The organism is Asticcacaulis sp., assembly GCA_024707255.1.
GTDB lineage: Bacteria > Pseudomonadota > Alphaproteobacteria > Caulobacterales > Caulobacteraceae > Asticcacaulis.
This window is the reverse complement of sequence record JANQAC010000002.1, coordinates 1389710-1408030: the sequence shown is the minus strand read 5'-3', so window position 1 is coordinate 1408030 and position 18321 is coordinate 1389710. Positions and strand designations below refer to the sequence as shown.

Sequence of the window (18321 nt, the reverse complement as noted above, 5' to 3'; positions counted from 1 at the left end):
TTAGTTCTGTTGGTAATTGTAGCGCCAGGCGTCCTGGGCGGCCTTGATTAGCGCGCCGGCCTTGTGGCAGGTTTCCTCATACTCGGTCTGGGGCACGCTGTCGGCCACCACGCCGGCGCCAGCCTGGACGTACATCATACGGTCCTTGAAGAGCGCCGTGCGCAGGACGATGCAGATATCGACGCTGCCGCCGCTTGAGATATAGCCGACGCCGCCGCCATAGACGACACCGCGTTTGACCGATTCCAGTTCATCGATGATCTCCATGGCGCGGACCTTGGGCGCGCCGGAGAGCGTGCCGGCGGGGAGGGCGGCCAGGAGTGCATCCACGGCATCGATATCATCCGGCGCATCGCCTTCGACATTGGAGACGATGTGCATGACGTGGCTGTAGCGCTCGATAACGAACTTTTCAGTGACGCGCACGCTGGCCGGCTTGGCGATGCGGCCGACATCGTTGCGGCCGAGATCGAGCAGCATCAGGTGTTCGGAAAGTTCCTTCGGATCGGCCAGCAATTCCAGTTCCAGTGCCTTGTCCTGTTCCGGCGTCTTGCCGCGCGGACGGGTGCCGGCGATCGGGCGGATGGTCAGCTTGCCGTCGCGTACACGCACCAGGATTTCCGGCGAGGAGCCGGCCAACTGGAAGTCACCGAAATTGAGATAATAGAGATAGGGCGAGGGGTTGTGGCGGCGTAGGGAACGATAGAACGAGAACGGATCGAGATGGAACGGCGCCTCGAAACGGTGGCTGGGCACGACCTGGAAGATGTCGCCGGCGGCAATATATTCCTTTGAAGCCTCGACCATGCGGCCGTAATCGAGCGCCGAGGTCGGTGACATCAGCGGTTCCTGGCGATGGTCCGTGGCCGTTGGCTGGGCGGCCAGCGGCACGCGCAGATCGGCCTCGACCGAATCGAGCCGGCCGAGGGCCGCGCTATAGGCGTCCTGGGCCTGGCGCTCATCCGGCCAGACCGGGCTGGCCAGCAGGATTTCATGCGCCACATTATCGAACACGCAGATGACCGACGGGCGCACCAGGCAGGCGTCCGGCAGGTTGAGCGGGTCCGGATTGGCAGCGCCGAGCGGTTCCATCAGGCGAATCATGTCATAGCCGAAGACGCCGAACAGGCCGGAGACCATCGGTGGCAGACCTTCGGGGATGTCCATGCGGTTGGCGGCAACGAGGGCGCGCAAACTATCCAGAGTCGGCTTTTCTTCCGGCGTGTAATTGGCCCTGGCGATATCGGCGCCGGTGGCCAGTTCGGCCTTTTCACCGAAACAGCGCCAGACGAGATCGGGCGACAAGGTGATGATCGAGTAGCGGCCTGACAGCGCGCCGCCCTCGACGGATTCAAACAGGAAGGAGTAGGGGCGGCTGCGCGACAGCTTGAGATAGGCGGAAACCGGCGTTTCCAGGTCGTCGATCAGCTTGCGGCAAACGATATAAGGCTTGCCGGCCTCATAAGCTTTGGTAAAGGCGCCTTCGCTGGCGGCAAAAGTCACGGCCTCTCCGATCACTTCAGTTTCTTTTCGGTCTTGATCGTCTTGGGGTCCGGCGGGGTGACGCCGAGCGCCACGACGGCGGTATTGGGATAGAGCTGCGTCTTGACGACATTGCGGGCATCATTTCGCGTGGTCAGGGCGATATCGCGCTGGATGCTTTGCGTCATCTGGCCGCGGATGGCGGTCGACATCGTATTGGCTTGCTGAGCATCGGCCTGGTGGATGGCGTCGATATGACCGACGGCGATATTCACCTGGTTGAGCGGCACGGAGAAATTCTCGTTCGCTTCGCCGCCGAAGATGCGACCGGCGAGAGCCTGAGGCAGGCCGGACTGCTGGACCATGGCGCGGTTCAGGCCATTGAGCGGCTTGATCGGCGCATTGAGGCTGGCGGCGACGGCGGTGAAGGATTCGCCCTTTTTCAGGCGGGCCAGGGCTTCGTCGGCCTTGGCCTGGACCAGGCCGGCGACCTTTTCAGCCATCCAGTACTGCGCCAGTTCACCCTTGATCTGTTCGAGCGGCGGGGCGCCGGCGGGCTTCACGGCGTCGAGACGGACGGCGAAATATTGGCCTTCGCCGAGTTCCTCGACATCGGAGGCCGAACCGGCCGACGGCAGGTCGTAGATGGCCTTCACCAGGGCGGCGAATTTCGAGTAGTTGACCTGCGGATTGTTGGTTTGGCCCTGCGCGGTCATCGGTTCGAGCTTGACGACAGTCAGGCCCAGGTCTTTGGCCGTAGCGTTGAAGTCCTTGCCGGCGCGGATAGCGTCGGAGAAGGTATTCGAGTCCTTGTTGACGCGGTTGGCGGCCTGTTCCTTGACATAGTCCTGGGCCAGTTGGGCATGGACGCTTTCATAGGAGGGCGTGGCACCCGTCTTGATGTCGCCCATCTTGATGACCGCATAACCCAGTTCGCCTTGGATAGCGCCGGACACCTCACCGGTTTTCAGGCCGAAGGCGGCGGCGGCAATCTTCGCGTCGGGCACGGCGGTCTGGGGTTTCTGGTCATAGGTGATGACCTGGCCCTTGTGGGCCTTGGCGGCTTGTTCCGGCGTCTGGCCGGCCTTGAGGGCGGCTGAAATGGCATTGGCATCGCTGGCCGACTGCGTGGTGACCTGCACGAAGGAACGCGTTTCCGGCGTCACCAGGGTCTTCAGGCGGTCATCGTACATCTTGCGCACGGCGGCTTCATCGATGGTGATCGATTTCAGGTAGTCGTTCGGATCGAAACGCACGACCGACGCCTGACGAAGTTCCGGCATCTGCAATTGTTCAAGGCGCGATTTGTAGAAGGCGGCGATATCGGCATCGGTTGGCGGCGCCGGCATCGTAATGTTCTTTTCATTGACGACGAAGATGCTGGCATCGCGGTTTTGCAGGGTCATGGCGGCCTGCGAGGCGGCGTAGATACGCGGCGCCTTGAAGCCGGCGACGGCGGCGGTGAAATACTGCTGGCTGGCGATCTGGTCGGCGATCTCGTCTTCGAGCTGCTTTTCGGTCATCTGGTTGCGGGCCAGCATCATCCGGTAAGTGTCCTTGTCGAAGCGACCGGTCACGTTGTTGAAGAAAGCGGGGATCTTGGCGATTTCAGCGACGATCATCTTGGCGGAGGGCTTCACGCCGATCGAATCAAGCCACGCGGCGAAGGCCGTCTGGTCAGCCAGTTCGTTCAGCATCTGGAGATGCTGTCCGCTTTCGACGAATTCGTCGTTGCTGAGGGTTTGCCCCTGATTCTGTTCGGAATAGCCTTGTTTGTACTGTTCGAACTTCGACTTGAATTCATTGGCCGAGACGGAACGGTCACCGGCCTCAATGACCTTGTCGCCACCCATCTTGCCGAACACATCCCGCAGGCCGAAAATGGCGAACGAGGCGACCAGCAGGACCATCAAGCCTTTAAAAACCCATGACTTGGTGAATTCTCGGAAGAGGGTGATCATCGCTATATCTATCCTGTAGACGAGGCCGGAACAGGGCTCGCAAGTCGCAGTCAGCCCCAGGGCCGCCATATGTGGCTGTGTCTTACGGCACGAATAAGGCTGTTACAAAGGGAATTTATTCGTTTCAAGGATTTTCTTGTCAACGCACCGGGATGCCCTGCCTTGAAGTTTAGGCTTGAAGTTTCGCTTGGCTTGCAGGCGACTGGCAGTCTATGTTTTACGCACGTCACGCACCTGACGCCGGACAATCGCTCACCAGAAGCGGTGACGGGGCTTTTCGGGTGGTGACCAGAAAAACAAACCAACATAAGACGAGTTAATGCCACATCGACATCTTATCGCGGGCAACTGGAAAATGAACGGGGTTAAAGCCTCGCTTGCCGTTGCCGAAGCGATCGCCGCGCAAAGCCGAAGCCACTCGGCGCGCGTGGCCCTCTTTCCCCCGCCACCTTGTTGCCGCTCATGGCCGATGTCCTGAAGGGAACAGATATCATATTGGGCGGCCAGGATTGCCACCACGCCGATTCCGGCGCCTATACCGGCGATATTTCCGCCGCCATGCTGAAGGACGCCGGCGCCTCCATGGTCATTCTTGGCCATTCCGAGCGTCGGCACGGCCATCTGGAGCCCTGCGCCCTGGTGGCGCGCAAGGTCCAGGCGGCGCTGCGCGCCGGACTGGAGCCGATCATCTGCATCGGCGAAACGCTTGACCAGCGCCAGGGCGGACTGACCATACCGGTTCTGTCGCGGCAACTGGCCGACAGCCTGCCGGATGAACTGGCGGACCGGCCTTTCCAGGTCTCCTATGAGCCGGTCTGGGCCATAGGCACCGGTCTGATTGCCTCGGACGCGCAGATACTGGAGGCGTTTGCCCTGATCCGCCGGTATCTTGACCAGCGTTTTGGCGCGCACGTTGCACCGCACCTGCTTTACGGCGGCTCGGTCAAGGCGTCCAACGCGGGGCAGGTGCTGGCTCTGGAGGGGGTCGGTGGCGCTCTGGTCGGCGGCGCGTCACTGACAGTTGAAGACTTTATGCCCATTATAGCTGCCGCCGACACCGCACCGGTCTGATGTTTATGTCAGGTGTTTGTTTACGGCGGGACTTGTAATCGTCCGCGTCCGCCATATTTTGGCTGTGTTATCGCCGCTTGCCCTATAGCCATCCGCGTAAAGGGATGCTAAGGGCGTGCAACTTCCCGCGCCGGACCTCCGGTGGCGGGCGCGTATCCGTGATCGAGAATATAAAGACCTGACATGCTGTTTGCCATTCTTTTGACCATCCAAATCCTCGTCAGCGTCAGCATGGCGGGCCTGATCCTCATCCAGCGCTCCGAAGGCGGCGCGCTCGGCATGGGTGGCGGTGGCGGTGGCGGCTTCATGTCCGCTCGCGGTGCCGGCAACCTGCTCACCAAGGCAACGGCGATTCTGGCCTTTATCTTCTTTGCCAATTCCATCGGCCTGACCATTGTCGGCAACTACTCGACGCGCCAAACTTCGGCGGTCGACAAGGTTGATACCAGCGGCCTGACGGTCGATACCTCCGGACAACCGGCCGCCCCGGCTGCTCAGACGAGCGCCTCGGCCGCGCCTTCCTTAAGCGACCTGCCTCTGGCGGGCGCAGCGCCGGCCACGACCTCGACGGCGCCTGCTGCACCGGTCCTGAACAGCAAGCCGGCCGTCCTGCCGGCGCCGCTCAAGCTGCCCGCCAGTTCTTCGGCTTCGGTTTCGGCCAAACAGGTCGAGAAGGCCAAGGAAAGCATCTGGGCGTCCTCCTCTTCGGCAGCTTCCAAGGCGCCGGTATCTGCCGCCAAGTCCTCGACGACGCCGTCTTCGGCCACGCCGTCCAGTGCGGCGACCTCATCGGCCTCACACTAGGCAATTCCGGGGGCGAAAGCCCGCGTATTTAAAACCTGTTTCCGACCCACGGAGGGCAACTTCCGTGGGTTATCTCCGATTTTATGGTACTGAACTGATATGGCCCGTTTCGTTTTCATCACTGGCGGGGTGGTTTCCTCGCTTGGCAAGGGTCTGGCGTCGGCGGCTCTGGGGGCATTGCTCCAGGCGCGGGGCTTCAAGGTCCGACTCCGCAAGCTGGACCCCTATCTGAACGTCGATCCGGGCACCATGTCGCCCTATCAGCACGGCGAAGTCTTCGTCACCGACGACGGCGCCGAAACCGACCTCGACCTCGGCCACTATGAGCGCTTCACCGGCGTCAACGCCCGCAAGAGCGACAACATCACCACCGGCCGCATCTACTCGAACATCATCGAAAAGGAACGCCGCGGCGACTATCTCGGCGCCACGGTGCAGGTGGTGCCGCACGTCACCGACCAGATCAAGCAGTTCGTGGTGTCCGACCAGGGCGATGCCGACTTCATCCTTGTGGAAATCGGCGGCACAGTAGGCGATATCGAAGGCCTGCCGTTCTTTGAAGCGATCCGCCAGCTTGGCCAGGAACTGCCGCGCCGCCAGTGCTGCTTCATTCATTTGACGCTTCTGCCGTTCGTCAAGACGGCCGGCGAGATGAAGACCAAGCCGACCCAGCATTCGGTCAAGGAACTGCGCTCGATTGGCATCCAGCCGGATATCCTGCTGTGCCGCTGCGAACAGGAGATTCCGCCTGAGGAGCGCCGCAAGATCGGCCTGTTCTGTAATGTCCGCGAGACGGCCGTCATTCAGGCGATGGACTCGGATAACATCTATGCCGTGCCGATCGATTACCACAAGCAGGGCCTCGATACCGAGGTGCTGAATGTCTTCGGCATGGACGACGCTGCCGCGCCGGACCTGGCGATGTGGAAAGATATCACCCAGCGCTATCAATACCCCGATGGCGAAGTCTCCATCGCGGTCGTCGGCAAGTATACGGTGCTGAAGGACGCGTACAAATCGCTGATTGAGGCGCTTTACCACGGCGGCATGGCCAATAATGTCCGGGTCAAGATCGACTGGGTCGAATCGGAAACCTTCGAGGGCGCGCCGGATGCGGTGATCGAGCGGCTGGAAAACGTCCACGCCATCCTGGTGCCGGGTGGTTTTGGCGAGCGCGGGGCGCTTGGCAAGATCGAGGCGGCGCGCTTTGCCCGTGAGAATAATGTGCCCTATTTTGGCATATGTTTCGGGATGCAGATGGCGGTGCTGGAAACGGCGCGCCACCTGGCCGGTATCAAGGATGCGTCATCGACCGAGTTTGGTCATACCAGCGAACCGGTGGTCGGTTTGATGACCGAATGGCTGAATGGCAACGAACTGACCCAGCGCGCGGCCGGCGGCAATCTGGGCGGCACCATGCGCCTGGGCGCCTTTGACGCGAAGTTGAAGGAAGGCAGCCAAGTGGCTGAAATCTATGGCGGTACGGACGTTTCCGAGCGCCATCGCCACCGCTATGAAGTCAACCGCGACTATATCGAGCGCCTGGAAGCTTGCGGTCTGCAATTCAGCGGCATGTCGCCGGATGGCCTGCTGCCGGAAATCGTTGAGCGGCCGGATCATCCGTGGTTTATCGGCGTGCAGTATCACCCGGAACTGAAGTCGCGCCCGTTTGCGCCGCATCCTTTGTTCTCAAGCTTTATAGCCGCCGCCAAGGTACGCAGCCGGCTGGTATAAAACTGAACCACGAATAGACACGAATGCACACGAATATTCGTGTCTATTGGTGTTCATTCGTGGTTTCCCTTTAAAAGGAGGAATTCTCATGCCCCGCCAGTTGATCTCTTCCGGTTCGCCGTTCGAGCCTGAAATCGGCTTTTCCCGCGCGGTCCGTTCGGGCAACCGTATCGAAGTGTCCGGCACCGCGCCGATCCGCGACGGCAAGGTAGCTGGCACGGACGCCTATGAGCAGACGAAAGCCGCACTTGAAATCATCATTAAGGCGGTGGAAGCGGCCGGCGGCAAGGCTTCCGACATCATCCGCACGCGCATCTTCCTGACCGATATGAACCTGTGGAAGGATGCCGCGCGCGCGCACGGCGAACTGTTCGGCGAGATCCGCCCGGCGTCCAGCTTTATCGGCACCAGCGCCCTGATCAATCCGGAATGGCTGGTCGAAATCGAGGCGTCGGCCCAGATTGAAGCGTAAGAGAGGGCGGTTGCCTCTCTTAAAGACGCCAGGCGACTAGAATCGCGCCGGTAGCGATAAGACCGACACCGATCCAGTTCGGGAATGACAGTTTCTCGCCAAGAAACAATACGGCAAAAACCGAGACGAATACGACGCTCAGTTTGTCGATCGTGGCGACGCGAGCGGCATCCCCCAGCTTTAATGCGTGAAAATAACAGAACCAGGACGCCCCTGTTGCCAGCCCTGACAGGATAAGGAATTGCCAACTGCGATTCGAAATACTGCCGGGACTTTGCCAGCTTTGCGTTATCAGGACAAATGCGATAGCTGCGATCACTATAACGACTGTACGGATCAAGGTAGCCATGTTGGAGTTGACGGATTCCACGCCTGCCTTGGCAAAGATGGCGGTCAATGCGGCAAAAGCCGCTGACAGGACTGCCCAGAAGGGCCATGACAGTGTTATAGACTTCACGTGCATTCCTTTCATGATCGGACTTAGCGCAGTATCATGCTTCTGAAAGACCAGCTCGGATTTCTGCCACGGTTTCTCTATGTTGTGATAGGCATAGTTTTGGCCGCGGCGGCGATCAGCAGTGATTATCATGACTGGGCCTTGATTGAGGCGGGCAAGGTGCCGCCGTTTGGTTTTATCCTGATCAATATGGTGGCCCTGCCTCTGGCGGCTGGTATTATCCTGTGGGCCTGTATCGGCCGTCATCGGGAATGGCGGGTGTCCGATGGCCAGATCCGCATCCGTTTGCTTAGCCTGACCTCATGGCGCAAGACGCATCACATAAAAGCCGAAGACATCCGGGTGCTTACGCCAGAAAGCTATGACCACGAGCGCGCGGGCAGCCGCATCCATCATGGCTGGATTGTCATACTGACGGACGGGCGGCGGCTGGTTTCGCCGAAATCCTTTGACAAGGCAGGGCTTGATCAGGCCAGATTGCAAATTGAAAGTGAGATGCGCAAGGGTAGGCCGGAGACCGATCCGCTGGCAGAAGCCAGTCGCGCGAATGGTCTTTTGGGCTGAAAATCGCCATTTCCGGGCGATTATCCCTTGATCCCATATCCAACATGGGGCATAAGGCGCGCCTTCTGACTCACATACTGTGCGTCGCAACCTTATTTTGTGCCTGATGGCTTCGCGGTCCAGGCCCTTGACCTTAAGAGAGACACGGAAATGGCCGTTCCCAAGCGTAAAGTTTCGCCCTCGCGCCGCAATATGCGTCGTTCGCATGATGCGCTGGGCGCCAATGCCTACACCGAAGACAAGGACACCGGCGAACTGCGCCGTCCGCACCATGTCGACCTGAAGACCGGCATGTACAAGGGCCGTCAGGTCATTACGCCGAAGAAGGACTAAGCCCTCGGGTTTAGCTTCAGCCGTCAGGTAAAAGACGGCGGCAAAATAAAAAGCAGAAATCAGACGCGGCTCCGGAAACGAAGCCGCGTTTTTTCATTTCGCCGGCGCCAGTTCGATCCACACCGGCGCGTGGTCGCTGGCCTTTTCCCAGCCGCGCACGAAGCTGTCGACTTCGGCCCCGACGAGGCGAGGGGCGAGGGCAGGGCTTAAGAGCAGGTGGTCGATCCGCAGCCCGGCATCGCGGGCGAAGGCGTTGCGGAAATAGTCCCAGAAGGTGTAGATGCGCTCGCCGGGGTGCATATGGCGCAAGGCATCGGTCCAGCCCTGCGCCACCAGGGCATGAAAAGCCTGACGAACCTCCGGTTTGAACAGGGCGTCATTCTGCCACCGTTCGGGCTTGTAGACATCCAGATCGGTCGGCATGACGTTATAATCGCCCGCCAGCACCACGGGCGCGCCGCTTTCCAGCAAACCATTGGCATGTTGCGCCAGGCGCTCGAACCAGCGCAGCTTGTAGGGAAACTTGGGCGTATCGACCGGATTGCCGTTCGGCAGGTAGAGGCAACCAACCACTATGCCGTTCACGGCCGCCTCGATATAACGGCTATGTGTATCGTCCGGATCACCCGGAAGGCCCCTCTGCGTTTCAACCAATTTCATGTCGCGGGACAGGATCGCCACGCCATTCCAGCTTTTCTGACCGTGCCAGATGGCGCCATAACCTGCATCCTCCAGGGCTTTCGCCGGAAAGCGCTCATCCGGTGCCTTCAGTTCCTGAAGGCAGACGACATCGGGTTCGCGTTCCGCCAGCCATTGCAACAGGACCGGCAGCCGGCCATTGATGCCATTGACATTGAAGGTGGCGATTTTCATGACAATCTCCTGGTAGCCGTAGTGTCAGCCCAACCCGGTAAGGGATCAATGTGGCTCGATCGTTACCGTGTGCGTCATAAAATGAACACGCATGGTCGTCTTATTGCGGCGTGCGGACCATCCGTGATTCAGTTATTTCGAGACGAGGCGTAATACCATGTTCCTGGCTTTAATGGCGGCCGCCCTTTCTCCTGCAAACGCCTATGTCGGGCCGCTGGCCCCGGCGGGGAAGGGCATGGCGCAGTGTTATGCGCCTGACGCGATGGCGAAGACCTGTTCTTCGATGGCGACCTATCATCTCAATGCCGACGGTAGCTTCACCAATAAGGCGACCGTGCTGATTTCAAAAAAGCCCGCCGGCCATTCTGGAGATGAATACCAATGTCGAGATCCGCAATGGCGCCGTCTGCGGCACAATCCGCGAGGAAAACATCTCTGGCGCTCGCCTGACGGTCAATGGCACGGATGTGCCGGCGGATCAGGCCCAGCCGGTCCTGGCACGTATTGCCTCCGGCATGGCGTCCGTGGTGGGCCACGAAATCTGCACCGCCTATATCCCCTCCGGCGGCAATCTGGTCGCCAAGGGGACGCTCGACGGCGTGCCCAAGCCGGACCAGGACCAGGTCATGCAGTGGGTCTCGGCATCGGATGGCTACCGGGTCGCGCCGTAATTTCCCAATGGCGCATGAGCGGCGCTTGTCATCGGAGCCCGGCCTTGCTAATGCAGCCCTGCTTTCAGACCGTTTCACATAGCAGGATTCCCCATGCCCGAAATTATCGACGTCGTCGCCCGCGAAATCCTCGACTCCCGTGGCAACCCCACGGTCGAAGTCGATGTCACCCTCGATGACGGCTCGTTCGGCCGTGCGGCCGTGCCTTCCGGCGCTTCGACCGGCGCCCACGAGGCGGTGGAAATGCGCGATGGCGATGCCAAGCGTTATGGCGGCAAGGGTGTCCGCAAGGCGGTTGACGCCGTCAACGGCGAAATCTTTGAGGCCATCGCCGGTTTTGAGGCGCTGGACCAGCGCCGCCTCGATCAGGCCCTGATCAATCTGGACGGCACGCCGAACAAGTCGCGCACTGGGCGCCAACGCCATCCTCGGCGTGTCGCTGGCCGTGGCCCGCGCCGCCGCGCAATCCTCCGGCCTGCCGCTCTACAAGTATGTCGGCGGTCTGGCTGCCCGCGTTCTGCCGGTGCCGCTGATGAACATTATCAATGGCGGCGCCCACGCCGACAACCCCATCGACATCCAGGAATTCATGATTGTTCCGGCCGGCGCCGAGTCGTTCTCGGAAGCCCTGCGCATGGGTGCGGAAATCTTCCATAGCCTGAAGAAGGGCCTGAAGGCCGCCGGTCATAACACCAATGTCGGCGACGAGGGCGGCTTCGCCCCGAACCTGGCCTCGGCCGAGGAAGCGCTTTCCTTCATCATGAAGGCCGGCGAACAGGCGGGCTACAAGGCCGGTTCGGACTTCTGGCTGGCGCTGGATGTCGCCTCGACCGAGTTCTTCAAGGACGGCAAGTATCATCTGGAAGGCGAAGGCAAGACCCTGTCGCCTGTTGAGATGGTCGATTATCTCGAAAACCTGGCCAACAAGTTCCCGATCTGCTCGATCGAGGACGGCATGTCGGAAGACGACTACGAAGGCTGGAGAGAACTGACCGACCGTCTGGGCGACCGTATCCAGCTCGTGGGCGACGATCTCTTCGTCACCAATCCGGATCGCCTGGAAACCGGCATTGTCGAAGGCATGGCCAATTCGATCCTGGTGAAGGTCAACCAGATCGGCACCCTGTCGGAAACCATGGACGCCGTCGATATGGCGCACCGTGCCGGCTACACCTCGGTCATGTCGCACCGCTCGGGCGAAACCGAGGATTCAACCATTGCCGACCTGGCCGTGGCCATGAACTGCGGTCAGATCAAGACCGGTTCGCTGGCCCGTTCGGACCGGACGGCTAAGTACAACCAGCTTCTGCGCATCGAATCGCAACTGGATGATGAAGCGGTTTATGCGGGTGTCGGTGTTATCCGTTGTTGATTTATGGGGAGTGGGGTCCGTGACCCCACAAAACCTGTCTTGATTTCAATAAAATCCCTCGCCCTTTTCGGGGCGGGGGATTTTTATTGAAGTGAGGTAAGTCTTGGGGCCACGGGTCCGGACTCATATTATTTTGCCCACCAGTTGACGATGGCTGCGATGGTTATGGTTGCGATGAAGGTTTCAATCTTTCGGTCGTACCGCATGGCCACTCGCCTCCAATCTTTGAAGCGGCAGAACATGCGCTCGATTACGTTACGTTGCTTGTAGACACGTTTGTCATAGGCGAACTGGATGCGGCGATGACGCATAGGCGGGATGACCGCCTTTGTCCCACGCTCCGCCAGCCATTCACGCAGGGCGTTGGCGTCATATCCCTTGTCCGCCACCAACTCACCTGTCGGTGCCAGAGAACCTATGCACTGCTGAGCGACGGCGACATCGGGAATATTCCCAGGCGTTACGACGAGCGTCCAGGGTCTGCCATATGCGTCGCATAGAGCGTGGATCTTGCTCTGGCGTCCGATCTGGGTACGGCCGATACCATTGGCCAAAGCCCCCTTTTGCACCGCCGGCTGAGCGGTGGGCTCGCACCAGAGTCGCGTCGAGGAACAATCGGTCAGGCAAGGCTTCCTGACCGGCCAGGGCATGGAAAATTGCCTCCCACACGCCCTGATCGGCCCAGCGCACGAAGCGATTGTAAAGCGTCTTCTTCGGGCCATAGGCTGGCGGACAATCACTCCAGCGGCCACCCGATTTCAAAGCATGAACAATCCCGGATAAAACCCGCCGGTCGTCCACACGCGGCTTTCCAGGACGTCCTTTGGGTAGCAAAGGCTCGATCCGCGCCCACTGCTCATCAGAAAACCAAAACAAATCAGACATGATCCACCTCCTGGCAAAGAAAGTGAATCACATCCGCAGGCTCAAAGGAATCCCAAATATGAGTCCGGACCCGCAGGCCCCAAACCCTGTCTGTTGTGGGTATGCTATTGTGAAGATCGCCGCCGGGAGACTGTCCAAACCCCGATCCCTTAGAGATCGTTTCTGGGCTCAGTCCCCGGCAGCTTCACACCAAACCTGAACAGTTGCCAGGGGGCGGTCGCCACCGACCCCGTATTGACAAGGACAGGCCCCATGACCTTGCACCAATTTCCCATTGGCGTCGATGTTTCCAAAGCGACACTCGACATCTTCGACAGTCAAACTTCGCGTTACTTTCAGATCGATAACCACACTGATGCCATCACAGCCTGGCTGGATGGCCTCGACACCCAACGTCTTGTCGTGTTCGAAGCTACAAGCCGTGTTGACCAGACCCTGCACACAGAACTGGAGCGGCGTCAGGGTGCCTTTGTCCGCGTAAACCCCAGAGACGCCAGAGACTTTGCTAAAGCCTCAGGCCGACGCGCCAAGACAGACCGCGTTGATGCAGCCATGCTGGCCCATATGGCGCAGGCCCTAAAGCCGGCACCGTCACAACCTCGCTCGACCGAACGGGTTAGGCTCAGCCTGTATCTCAGCAGGCGCCGGCAGATGGTCGAAATGCGCAAGCAGGAACGTACCCGTAGACATCAGTTCTGCAATGATCCCTGGATATGCCAAAGCCTCGACCACATGCTCAGCATCCTTGATCAGCAAATCCGCAGCATTGAAGCCGTAATCCGCGAACTGATCGAGGCCAACTCTGACTTCCGCAAAGCCTCTGTCTGCCTGCAAAGTGCGCCAGGCATCGGACCGGTTACCGCAGCAACCCTGATCGCGGATTTGCCTGAGCTCGGACACAGAAACCGAAAACAGATCGCAAGCCTGACCGGACTGGCCCCTCATCCAAGGGATAGCGGAACATTCAGGGGAAAAAGAACCATCTGGGGCGGAAGGCGCCACATCCGCCACCTCCTCTTCGCCGCTGCCGTAACCGCAAGCCGATCAAAAGCCGACGTAAAAGACCGCTATCAGGCCCTCACAAGCAGAGGAAAACAAAAGAAGTGCCCCCTCATTGCCATTGCGAGGTGGATGATCACAGCACTCAACGCTATGATCGCTAAAAACTCAAACTGGCACACAAAAGAAATGGCGCAGATCACCTGATCCGCGCCACACTCAAACACAGTTGCCCGTAAGTCTAGGGTGAAAAACTCAGCCTTCGTTAACCCTTTTTCGCGTATCCTGCATACGCGTCCGGCGGCGCTTTCTGTCATCAACATCGGTACTTGCACATGCGGGCACTCACATTTTGACAACAAAGATAAAAACGCCGTGATAAGTCTGATTTTTCAAAAGCATCAGTGATAAATTCTTATGTGTGCCCCGACATGTTTCGTAACACTATGTTAACCGCGAAGGCTCAAAAAAGGCCATTACGTGTTGCCGCAGTCCAGAAGGGGCTTGAGTAGTGTTTTTTCGTCTGAGGCCATACCTGCCTACCGCCATAATTACGCTTGTACTGACCTATGTATGCGTTCAGTACCTGACGGGTGATAAGGGTTTCTTTTCCCAGGAAGCGCGTAACCACGAGATGGTGGTTAAAGAGCAGCAGCTTGCACAGCTTAAAACTGAACGCGCTGATCTTGAAGCGCGCGCCAAATACTTGCGCACGGATAATTTGTCAAAAGATTTACTTGAAGAGCGTGCCCGCGTATTGCTGGGTCTTTCCGAGCCGAAAGCCTACGTTATCCGTGGCCCGATCGTTCAGAACGCTAACTCCTGACCTTTCTTTAGCCCTTTACGCGAAGGCAGGCTTCTCATAAAGGAGGGGAGCCTTTGATTTGCTGCGCCGGGCTTTCCGCGCGAGTGCAGAGGGCCGCTATGTTTCAAGGCCGGATATAAATCGGCCGTAGTTTTTGTTATGGGAGATGTCCATGGCGCGTGCCGCCCAGAAAGACAGCAAAACCGATACTGGCAAGAAGCTGAGCAATGTCTCCAAAGACGACCTGCTGAAATATTACCGGGAAATGGTGCTGATCCGCCGCTTTGAAGAGCGCGCCGGCCAACTCTACGGCATGGGTCTGATCGGTGGTTTCTGCCACCTCTATATCGGCCAGGAAGCCGTCGCCGTTGGCATGTATGCCGCCGCTGAAAAGGGCGACCAGGTCATCACCGGCTACCGCGACCACGGCCACATGCTGGCCGCCGGCATGGATCCCAGAGAAGTCATGGCGGAACTGACCGGCCGGATCGGCGGCTCTTCCAAGGGCAAGGGCGGTTCGATGCACATGTTCGACATCGAAGCCGGCTTCTTCGGCGGCCACGGCATTGTGGGCGCCCAGGTTTCGCTTGGCACGGGCCTGGCCTTTGCTGACTTCTATCGTCAGAACGGCAATGTCTCCTTCACCTATTTCGGTGACGGCGCGGCTAACCAGGGCCAGGTTTACGAGTCCTTCAACATGGCCCAGCTCTGGAAGCTGCCGGTCGTGTATGTAATCGAAAACAACGAATACGCCATGGGCACCTCGCTGGCCCGCGCCTCTGCCACGGTCAACCTGTCGCAACGCGGCGCCTCGTTCGGCATCCCCGGCGAGACGGTGGACGGCATGGACGTCTTCGCGGTGAAGGACGCCGCCGAGCGCGCCGCCGAGCACGCCCGCTCCGGCAAGGGCCCGTACATCCTCGAAATGAAGACCTACCGCTATCGTGGTCACTCGATGTCCGATCCGGCCAAGTACCGTTCCAAGGACGAGGTCGATGAGGTCAAGGCGACCCGCGACCCGATCGACCACATCAAGACCATGCTGCAACAGGCCGGCGTGGCCGAGGACGAGATCAAGGCGATCGATAACGATGTGAAAGCCATTGTGCTGGAAGCGGTCGATTTCGCCCAGACGAGCCCGGAACCCGATCCGTCCGAACTGTATACCGACGTTTATCTTGAGGCATAATCCCAGATGACTGATATTCTCATGCCCGCGCTCTCTCCGACCATGGAAGAGGGCACGCTCGCCAAGTGGCTCGTCAAGGTTGGCGACACTGTATCCGCCGGCGATGTGATCGCCGAAATCGAAACCGACAAGGCGACGATGGAAGTCGAAGCCGTCGATGAAGGCAAGATCGAAGCCCTGCTGGTTGATGCCGGCACCGAAGGTGTCAAGGTCAATACGCCGATTGCCCGTCTCGAAGGTGGGGTGGCAAGCGCCACCAGGCAAAACTCGCCCGCGCCTGTTGCCGCTGAGGCGCCTCAAGCGGCACCGGTTTCTGCTCCAGCCGCTGCCAAGCCCGCCGCCGCGCCGGTGGAATCGCTGCCGGCCATTTCTCAACCAGAGTGGCCGGAAGGCACGCCGACCGTCAAGATCACCGTCCGTGACGCCCTGCGCGACGCCATCGCCGAGGAAATGCGCCGCGACGACAAGGTCTTCCTGATGGGCGAGGAAGTGGCGCAGTACCAGGGCGCCTACAAGGTTTCCCGCAACCTGCTGGAAGAGTTCGGTGACCGCCGCGTCATCGATACCCCGATCACCGAAATGGGCTTTGCCGGTATCGGTTCGGGCGCCGCCATGGCCGGCCTGAAACCGATTATCGAGTTCATGACGTTTAACTTCGCCATGCAGGCCATTGATCACATTATCAATTCGTCGGCCAAGACCCTCTATATGTCCGGCGGTCAGATCAAGTCGTCGATCGTCTTCCGCGGTCCGAACGGCGCCGCTTCGCGCGTCGCCGCCCAGCATAGCCATGACTATTCGTCGTGGTACGCCAACGTGCCGGGCCTGAAGGTCATTGCGCCGTATGACGCGGCCGATGCCAAGGGCCTGCTCAAGGCGGCCATCCGCGATCCGAACCCGGTCGTCTTCCTCGAACACGAGATGATGTACGGCAACGAGTTCGACCTGCCGGAAATCGAGGATTTCGTCCTGCCGATCGGCAAGGCCAAGATCCAGAAGGAAGGCAAGGACGTCACCATCGTCGCGCACTCGCGCATGGTCGGCTTCGCCCTGAAGGCCGCCGAGCAACTGGCAGCCGAGGGTATCGATGCGGAAGTCGTCAACCTGCGCACCCTGCGTCCGCTCGATACCGATACCGTCGTCGCTTCGGTCCGCAAGACCAACCGTCTGGTCACGGTCGAAGAGGGCTGGGGCCCCTGCGGCATCGGCGCCGAAGTCGCCGCCCGCGTCACGGCCGAGGCTTTCGATGATCTCGATGCCCCACCGGCCCGCGTCCACCAGGAAGATGTGCCGATGCCTTACGCCGCCAACCTCGGAAGCCATGACGGTCCCCAGCGTTGAAAAGATCATCGCCGCCGTCCGCCAAGTCTCGTACAAGTAAGGGAAGCCCAGCATGACTGATATCCTGATGCCGGCCCTGTCTCCTACGATGGAAGAGGGCATTCTGGCCAAGTGGCACGTCAAGGTGGGAGACACTGTCTCCGCCGGCGACGTGATCGCGGAAATCGAAACCGACAAGGCGACAATGGAAGTCGAGGCCGTCGATGAAGGCACGATTGAGGCTATCTTCGTCGAGGCTGGCACCGAAGGCGTGAAGGTCAATACCCCGATCGCCCGCCTGTCTGGGGATGCGGCTGCACCGGCGCCGAAGGCCGCGGCTGTGGAAGCGCCCAAGGCTGCTGCTGCTCCGGCACCCGTGGTCGCCGCGCCAGTGGCCGCTGCGCCTGCCGCCTCTGGTGCGCGCGTGGCCGCTTCGCCGCTGGCCCGCCGCCTGGCCGAGATTAACAAGCTCGACCTGAAGGCCATTCCGGGGTCTGGTCCGCATGGCCGCGTAATCAAGCGCGATATTGAAGCCGCTCTGGCTGGTGGTACGGGCAAGGCGGCACCTGCTGCATCTGCCCCGACCGCTGAACCGCGCAAGGTGCAATCGCTGGAGCAACTGGGCATTCCGGCCGGTTCCTACGATCTCGTGCCGCTCGACAACATGCGCAAGGTCATTGCCCGCCGCATGACCGAGTCGTTCCGCGACATCCCGCACTTCCCGCTGACCGTCGATATCGAACTTGACAACTTGCTGGCGGCGCGCACCAAGATCAACACAGCGCTGGAATCTCAGGGCGTGAAGGTCTCGGTAAACGACATGATTATCAAGGCGGTAGCCCTGGCACTTAAGCAAGTGCCTGAAGCCAATGCCAGCTATACGCCTGAAGGCATCGCCATGCACCATAACGCCGATGTGGCCGTGGCCGTGGCGATCGATGGCGGCCTGATCACCCCGATCGTACGCAAGGCCGAGACCAAGTCGCTGGCGCAGATATCGAAGGAAATGAAGGATTTGGCGCAACGCGCGCGTGAGCGCAAGCTTAAGCCGGAAGAATTCCAGGGCGGCACTTTCTCGGTGTCCAACCTCGGCATGTTTGGTATCAAGACCTTCACCTCTATCCTCAATGAGCCGCAGGGCTGCATCATGTCGGTCGGCGCGGGTGAGCAACGCCCGGTCGTGAAGAACGGACAACTCACCGTGGCCACGGTCATGTCGGTGACCCTGACCTGCGATCACCGCGTCGTCGATGGCTCGATTGGCGCCAAGTTCATCAGCGCCTTCAAGCCGCTGATCGAAGATCCTATCAAGATGTTGGCGTAAGGAGC

General features: G+C 59.8%; 15 protein-coding genes and 3 pseudogenes. 13 read left to right on the top strand and 5 right to left on the bottom strand.

The window, feature by feature from the left end; translation table 11 throughout:
• Both trpE and NVV72_17935 read right to left on the bottom strand, forming a co-directional pair.
• Window positions 1-1503, bottom strand: a complete 1503-nt coding sequence (gene trpE / locus NVV72_17940; protein ID MCR6661107.1) for an anthranilate synthase component I — start codon at window positions 1501-1503, stop codon at window positions 1-3.
• 11 nt (window positions 1504-1514) lie between these two features.
• On the bottom strand, window positions 1515-3443 hold the full coding sequence (locus NVV72_17935; protein MCR6661106.1) for a SurA N-terminal domain-containing protein: 1929 nt from the start codon (window positions 3441-3443) through the stop codon (window positions 1515-1517).
• 319 nt (window positions 3444-3762) lie between these two features.
• Between NVV72_17935 and tpiA the strand changes: the two are divergent.
• From tpiA to NVV72_17915, 4 genes and pseudogenes are all read left to right on the top strand, one after another.
• Window positions 3763-4514 (top strand): annotated as a pseudogene (gene tpiA / locus NVV72_17930) (triose-phosphate isomerase).
• 183 nt (window positions 4515-4697) lie between these two features.
• A complete protein-coding gene (gene secG, locus NVV72_17925) occupies window positions 4698-5318 on the top strand; it encodes a preprotein translocase subunit SecG (protein ID MCR6661105.1) in 621 nt (206 codons plus the stop codon).
• Between the two features lie 99 nt (window positions 5319-5417).
• Entirely contained in the window at window positions 5418-7052 is a 1635-nt protein-coding gene (locus NVV72_17920) for a CTP synthase (GenBank protein ID MCR6661104.1), read from the top strand.
• 88 nt (window positions 7053-7140) lie between these two features.
• Window positions 7141-7524, top strand: a complete 384-nt coding sequence (locus NVV72_17915; protein MCR6661103.1) for a RidA family protein — start codon at window positions 7141-7143, stop codon at window positions 7522-7524.
• A 19-nt stretch (window positions 7525-7543) separates the two neighbouring features.
• Here NVV72_17915 and NVV72_17910 read toward each other — a convergent pair whose 3' ends face one another.
• Entirely contained in the window at window positions 7544-7972 is a 429-nt protein-coding gene (locus tag NVV72_17910) for an EamA family transporter (protein ID MCR6661102.1), read from the bottom strand.
• A 150-nt stretch (window positions 7973-8122) separates the two neighbouring features.
• Between NVV72_17910 and NVV72_17905 the strand changes: the two genes are divergently transcribed.
• Entirely contained in the window at window positions 8123-8545 is a 423-nt protein-coding gene (locus NVV72_17905; protein MCR6661101.1) for a hypothetical protein, read from the top strand.
• Between the two features lie 150 nt (window positions 8546-8695).
• The gene (gene rpmF, locus NVV72_17900; protein ID MCR6661100.1) at window positions 8696-8878 is read left to right on the top strand and encodes a 50S ribosomal protein L32; all 183 of its coding nucleotides are present in this window, start codon (window positions 8696-8698) and stop codon (window positions 8876-8878) included.
• Between the two features lie 93 nt (window positions 8879-8971).
• Here rpmF and NVV72_17895 read toward each other — a convergent pair whose 3' ends face one another.
• The gene (locus NVV72_17895) at window positions 8972-9751 is read right to left on the bottom strand and encodes an exodeoxyribonuclease III (GenBank protein MCR6661099.1); all 780 of its coding nucleotides are present in this window, start codon (window positions 9749-9751) and stop codon (window positions 8972-8974) included.
• 371 nt (window positions 9752-10122) lie between these two features.
• Between NVV72_17895 and NVV72_17890 the strand changes: the two genes are divergently transcribed.
• Both NVV72_17890 and eno read left to right on the top strand, forming a co-directional pair.
• Window positions 10123-10422: a hypothetical protein gene (locus tag NVV72_17890; GenBank protein MCR6661098.1), complete on the top strand. Its 300-nt coding sequence runs from the start codon at window positions 10123-10125 to the stop codon at window positions 10420-10422.
• Window positions 10423-10515: 93 nt separating this feature from the next.
• Window positions 10516-11794, top strand: a pseudogene (gene eno, locus NVV72_17885) (phosphopyruvate hydratase).
• 128 nt (window positions 11795-11922) lie between these two features.
• Here the strand turns inward: eno and NVV72_17880 are convergent.
• Window positions 11923-12679 (bottom strand): IS5 family transposase gene (locus NVV72_17880; protein MCR6661097.1). Its coding sequence is split into 2 segments (ribosomal slippage): window positions 11923-12349 and window positions 12348-12679, totalling 759 coding nucleotides; the frame shifts between segments, so codons are not numbered across the junction.
• A 252-nt stretch (window positions 12680-12931) separates the two neighbouring features.
• On the opposite strand from NVV72_17880, the gene NVV72_17875 reads away from it, so the two are divergent.
• From NVV72_17875 to NVV72_17855, 5 genes and pseudogenes are all read left to right on the top strand, one after another.
• Window positions 12932-13885, top strand: a complete 954-nt coding sequence (locus NVV72_17875) for a transposase (GenBank protein ID MCR6661096.1) — start codon at window positions 12932-12934, stop codon at window positions 13883-13885.
• 304 nt (window positions 13886-14189) lie between these two features.
• The gene (locus NVV72_17870; protein MCR6661095.1) at window positions 14190-14504 is read left to right on the top strand and encodes a septum formation initiator family protein; all 315 of its coding nucleotides are present in this window, start codon (window positions 14190-14192) and stop codon (window positions 14502-14504) included.
• A 151-nt stretch (window positions 14505-14655) separates the two neighbouring features.
• Window positions 14656-15672: a pyruvate dehydrogenase (acetyl-transferring) E1 component subunit alpha gene (gene pdhA, locus NVV72_17865; GenBank protein ID MCR6661094.1), complete on the top strand. Its 1017-nt coding sequence runs from the start codon at window positions 14656-14658 to the stop codon at window positions 15670-15672.
• Between the two features lie 6 nt (window positions 15673-15678).
• Window positions 15679-17053: pseudogene (locus NVV72_17860) on the top strand (pyruvate dehydrogenase complex E1 component subunit beta).
• Window positions 17054-17065: 12 nt separating this feature from the next.
• Window positions 17066-18316, top strand: coding sequence for a pyruvate dehydrogenase complex dihydrolipoamide acetyltransferase (locus NVV72_17855; GenBank protein MCR6661093.1), 1251 nt, complete (start codon window positions 17066-17068; stop codon window positions 18314-18316).
• The last annotated feature ends 5 nt before the right edge of the window (window positions 18317-18321 follow it).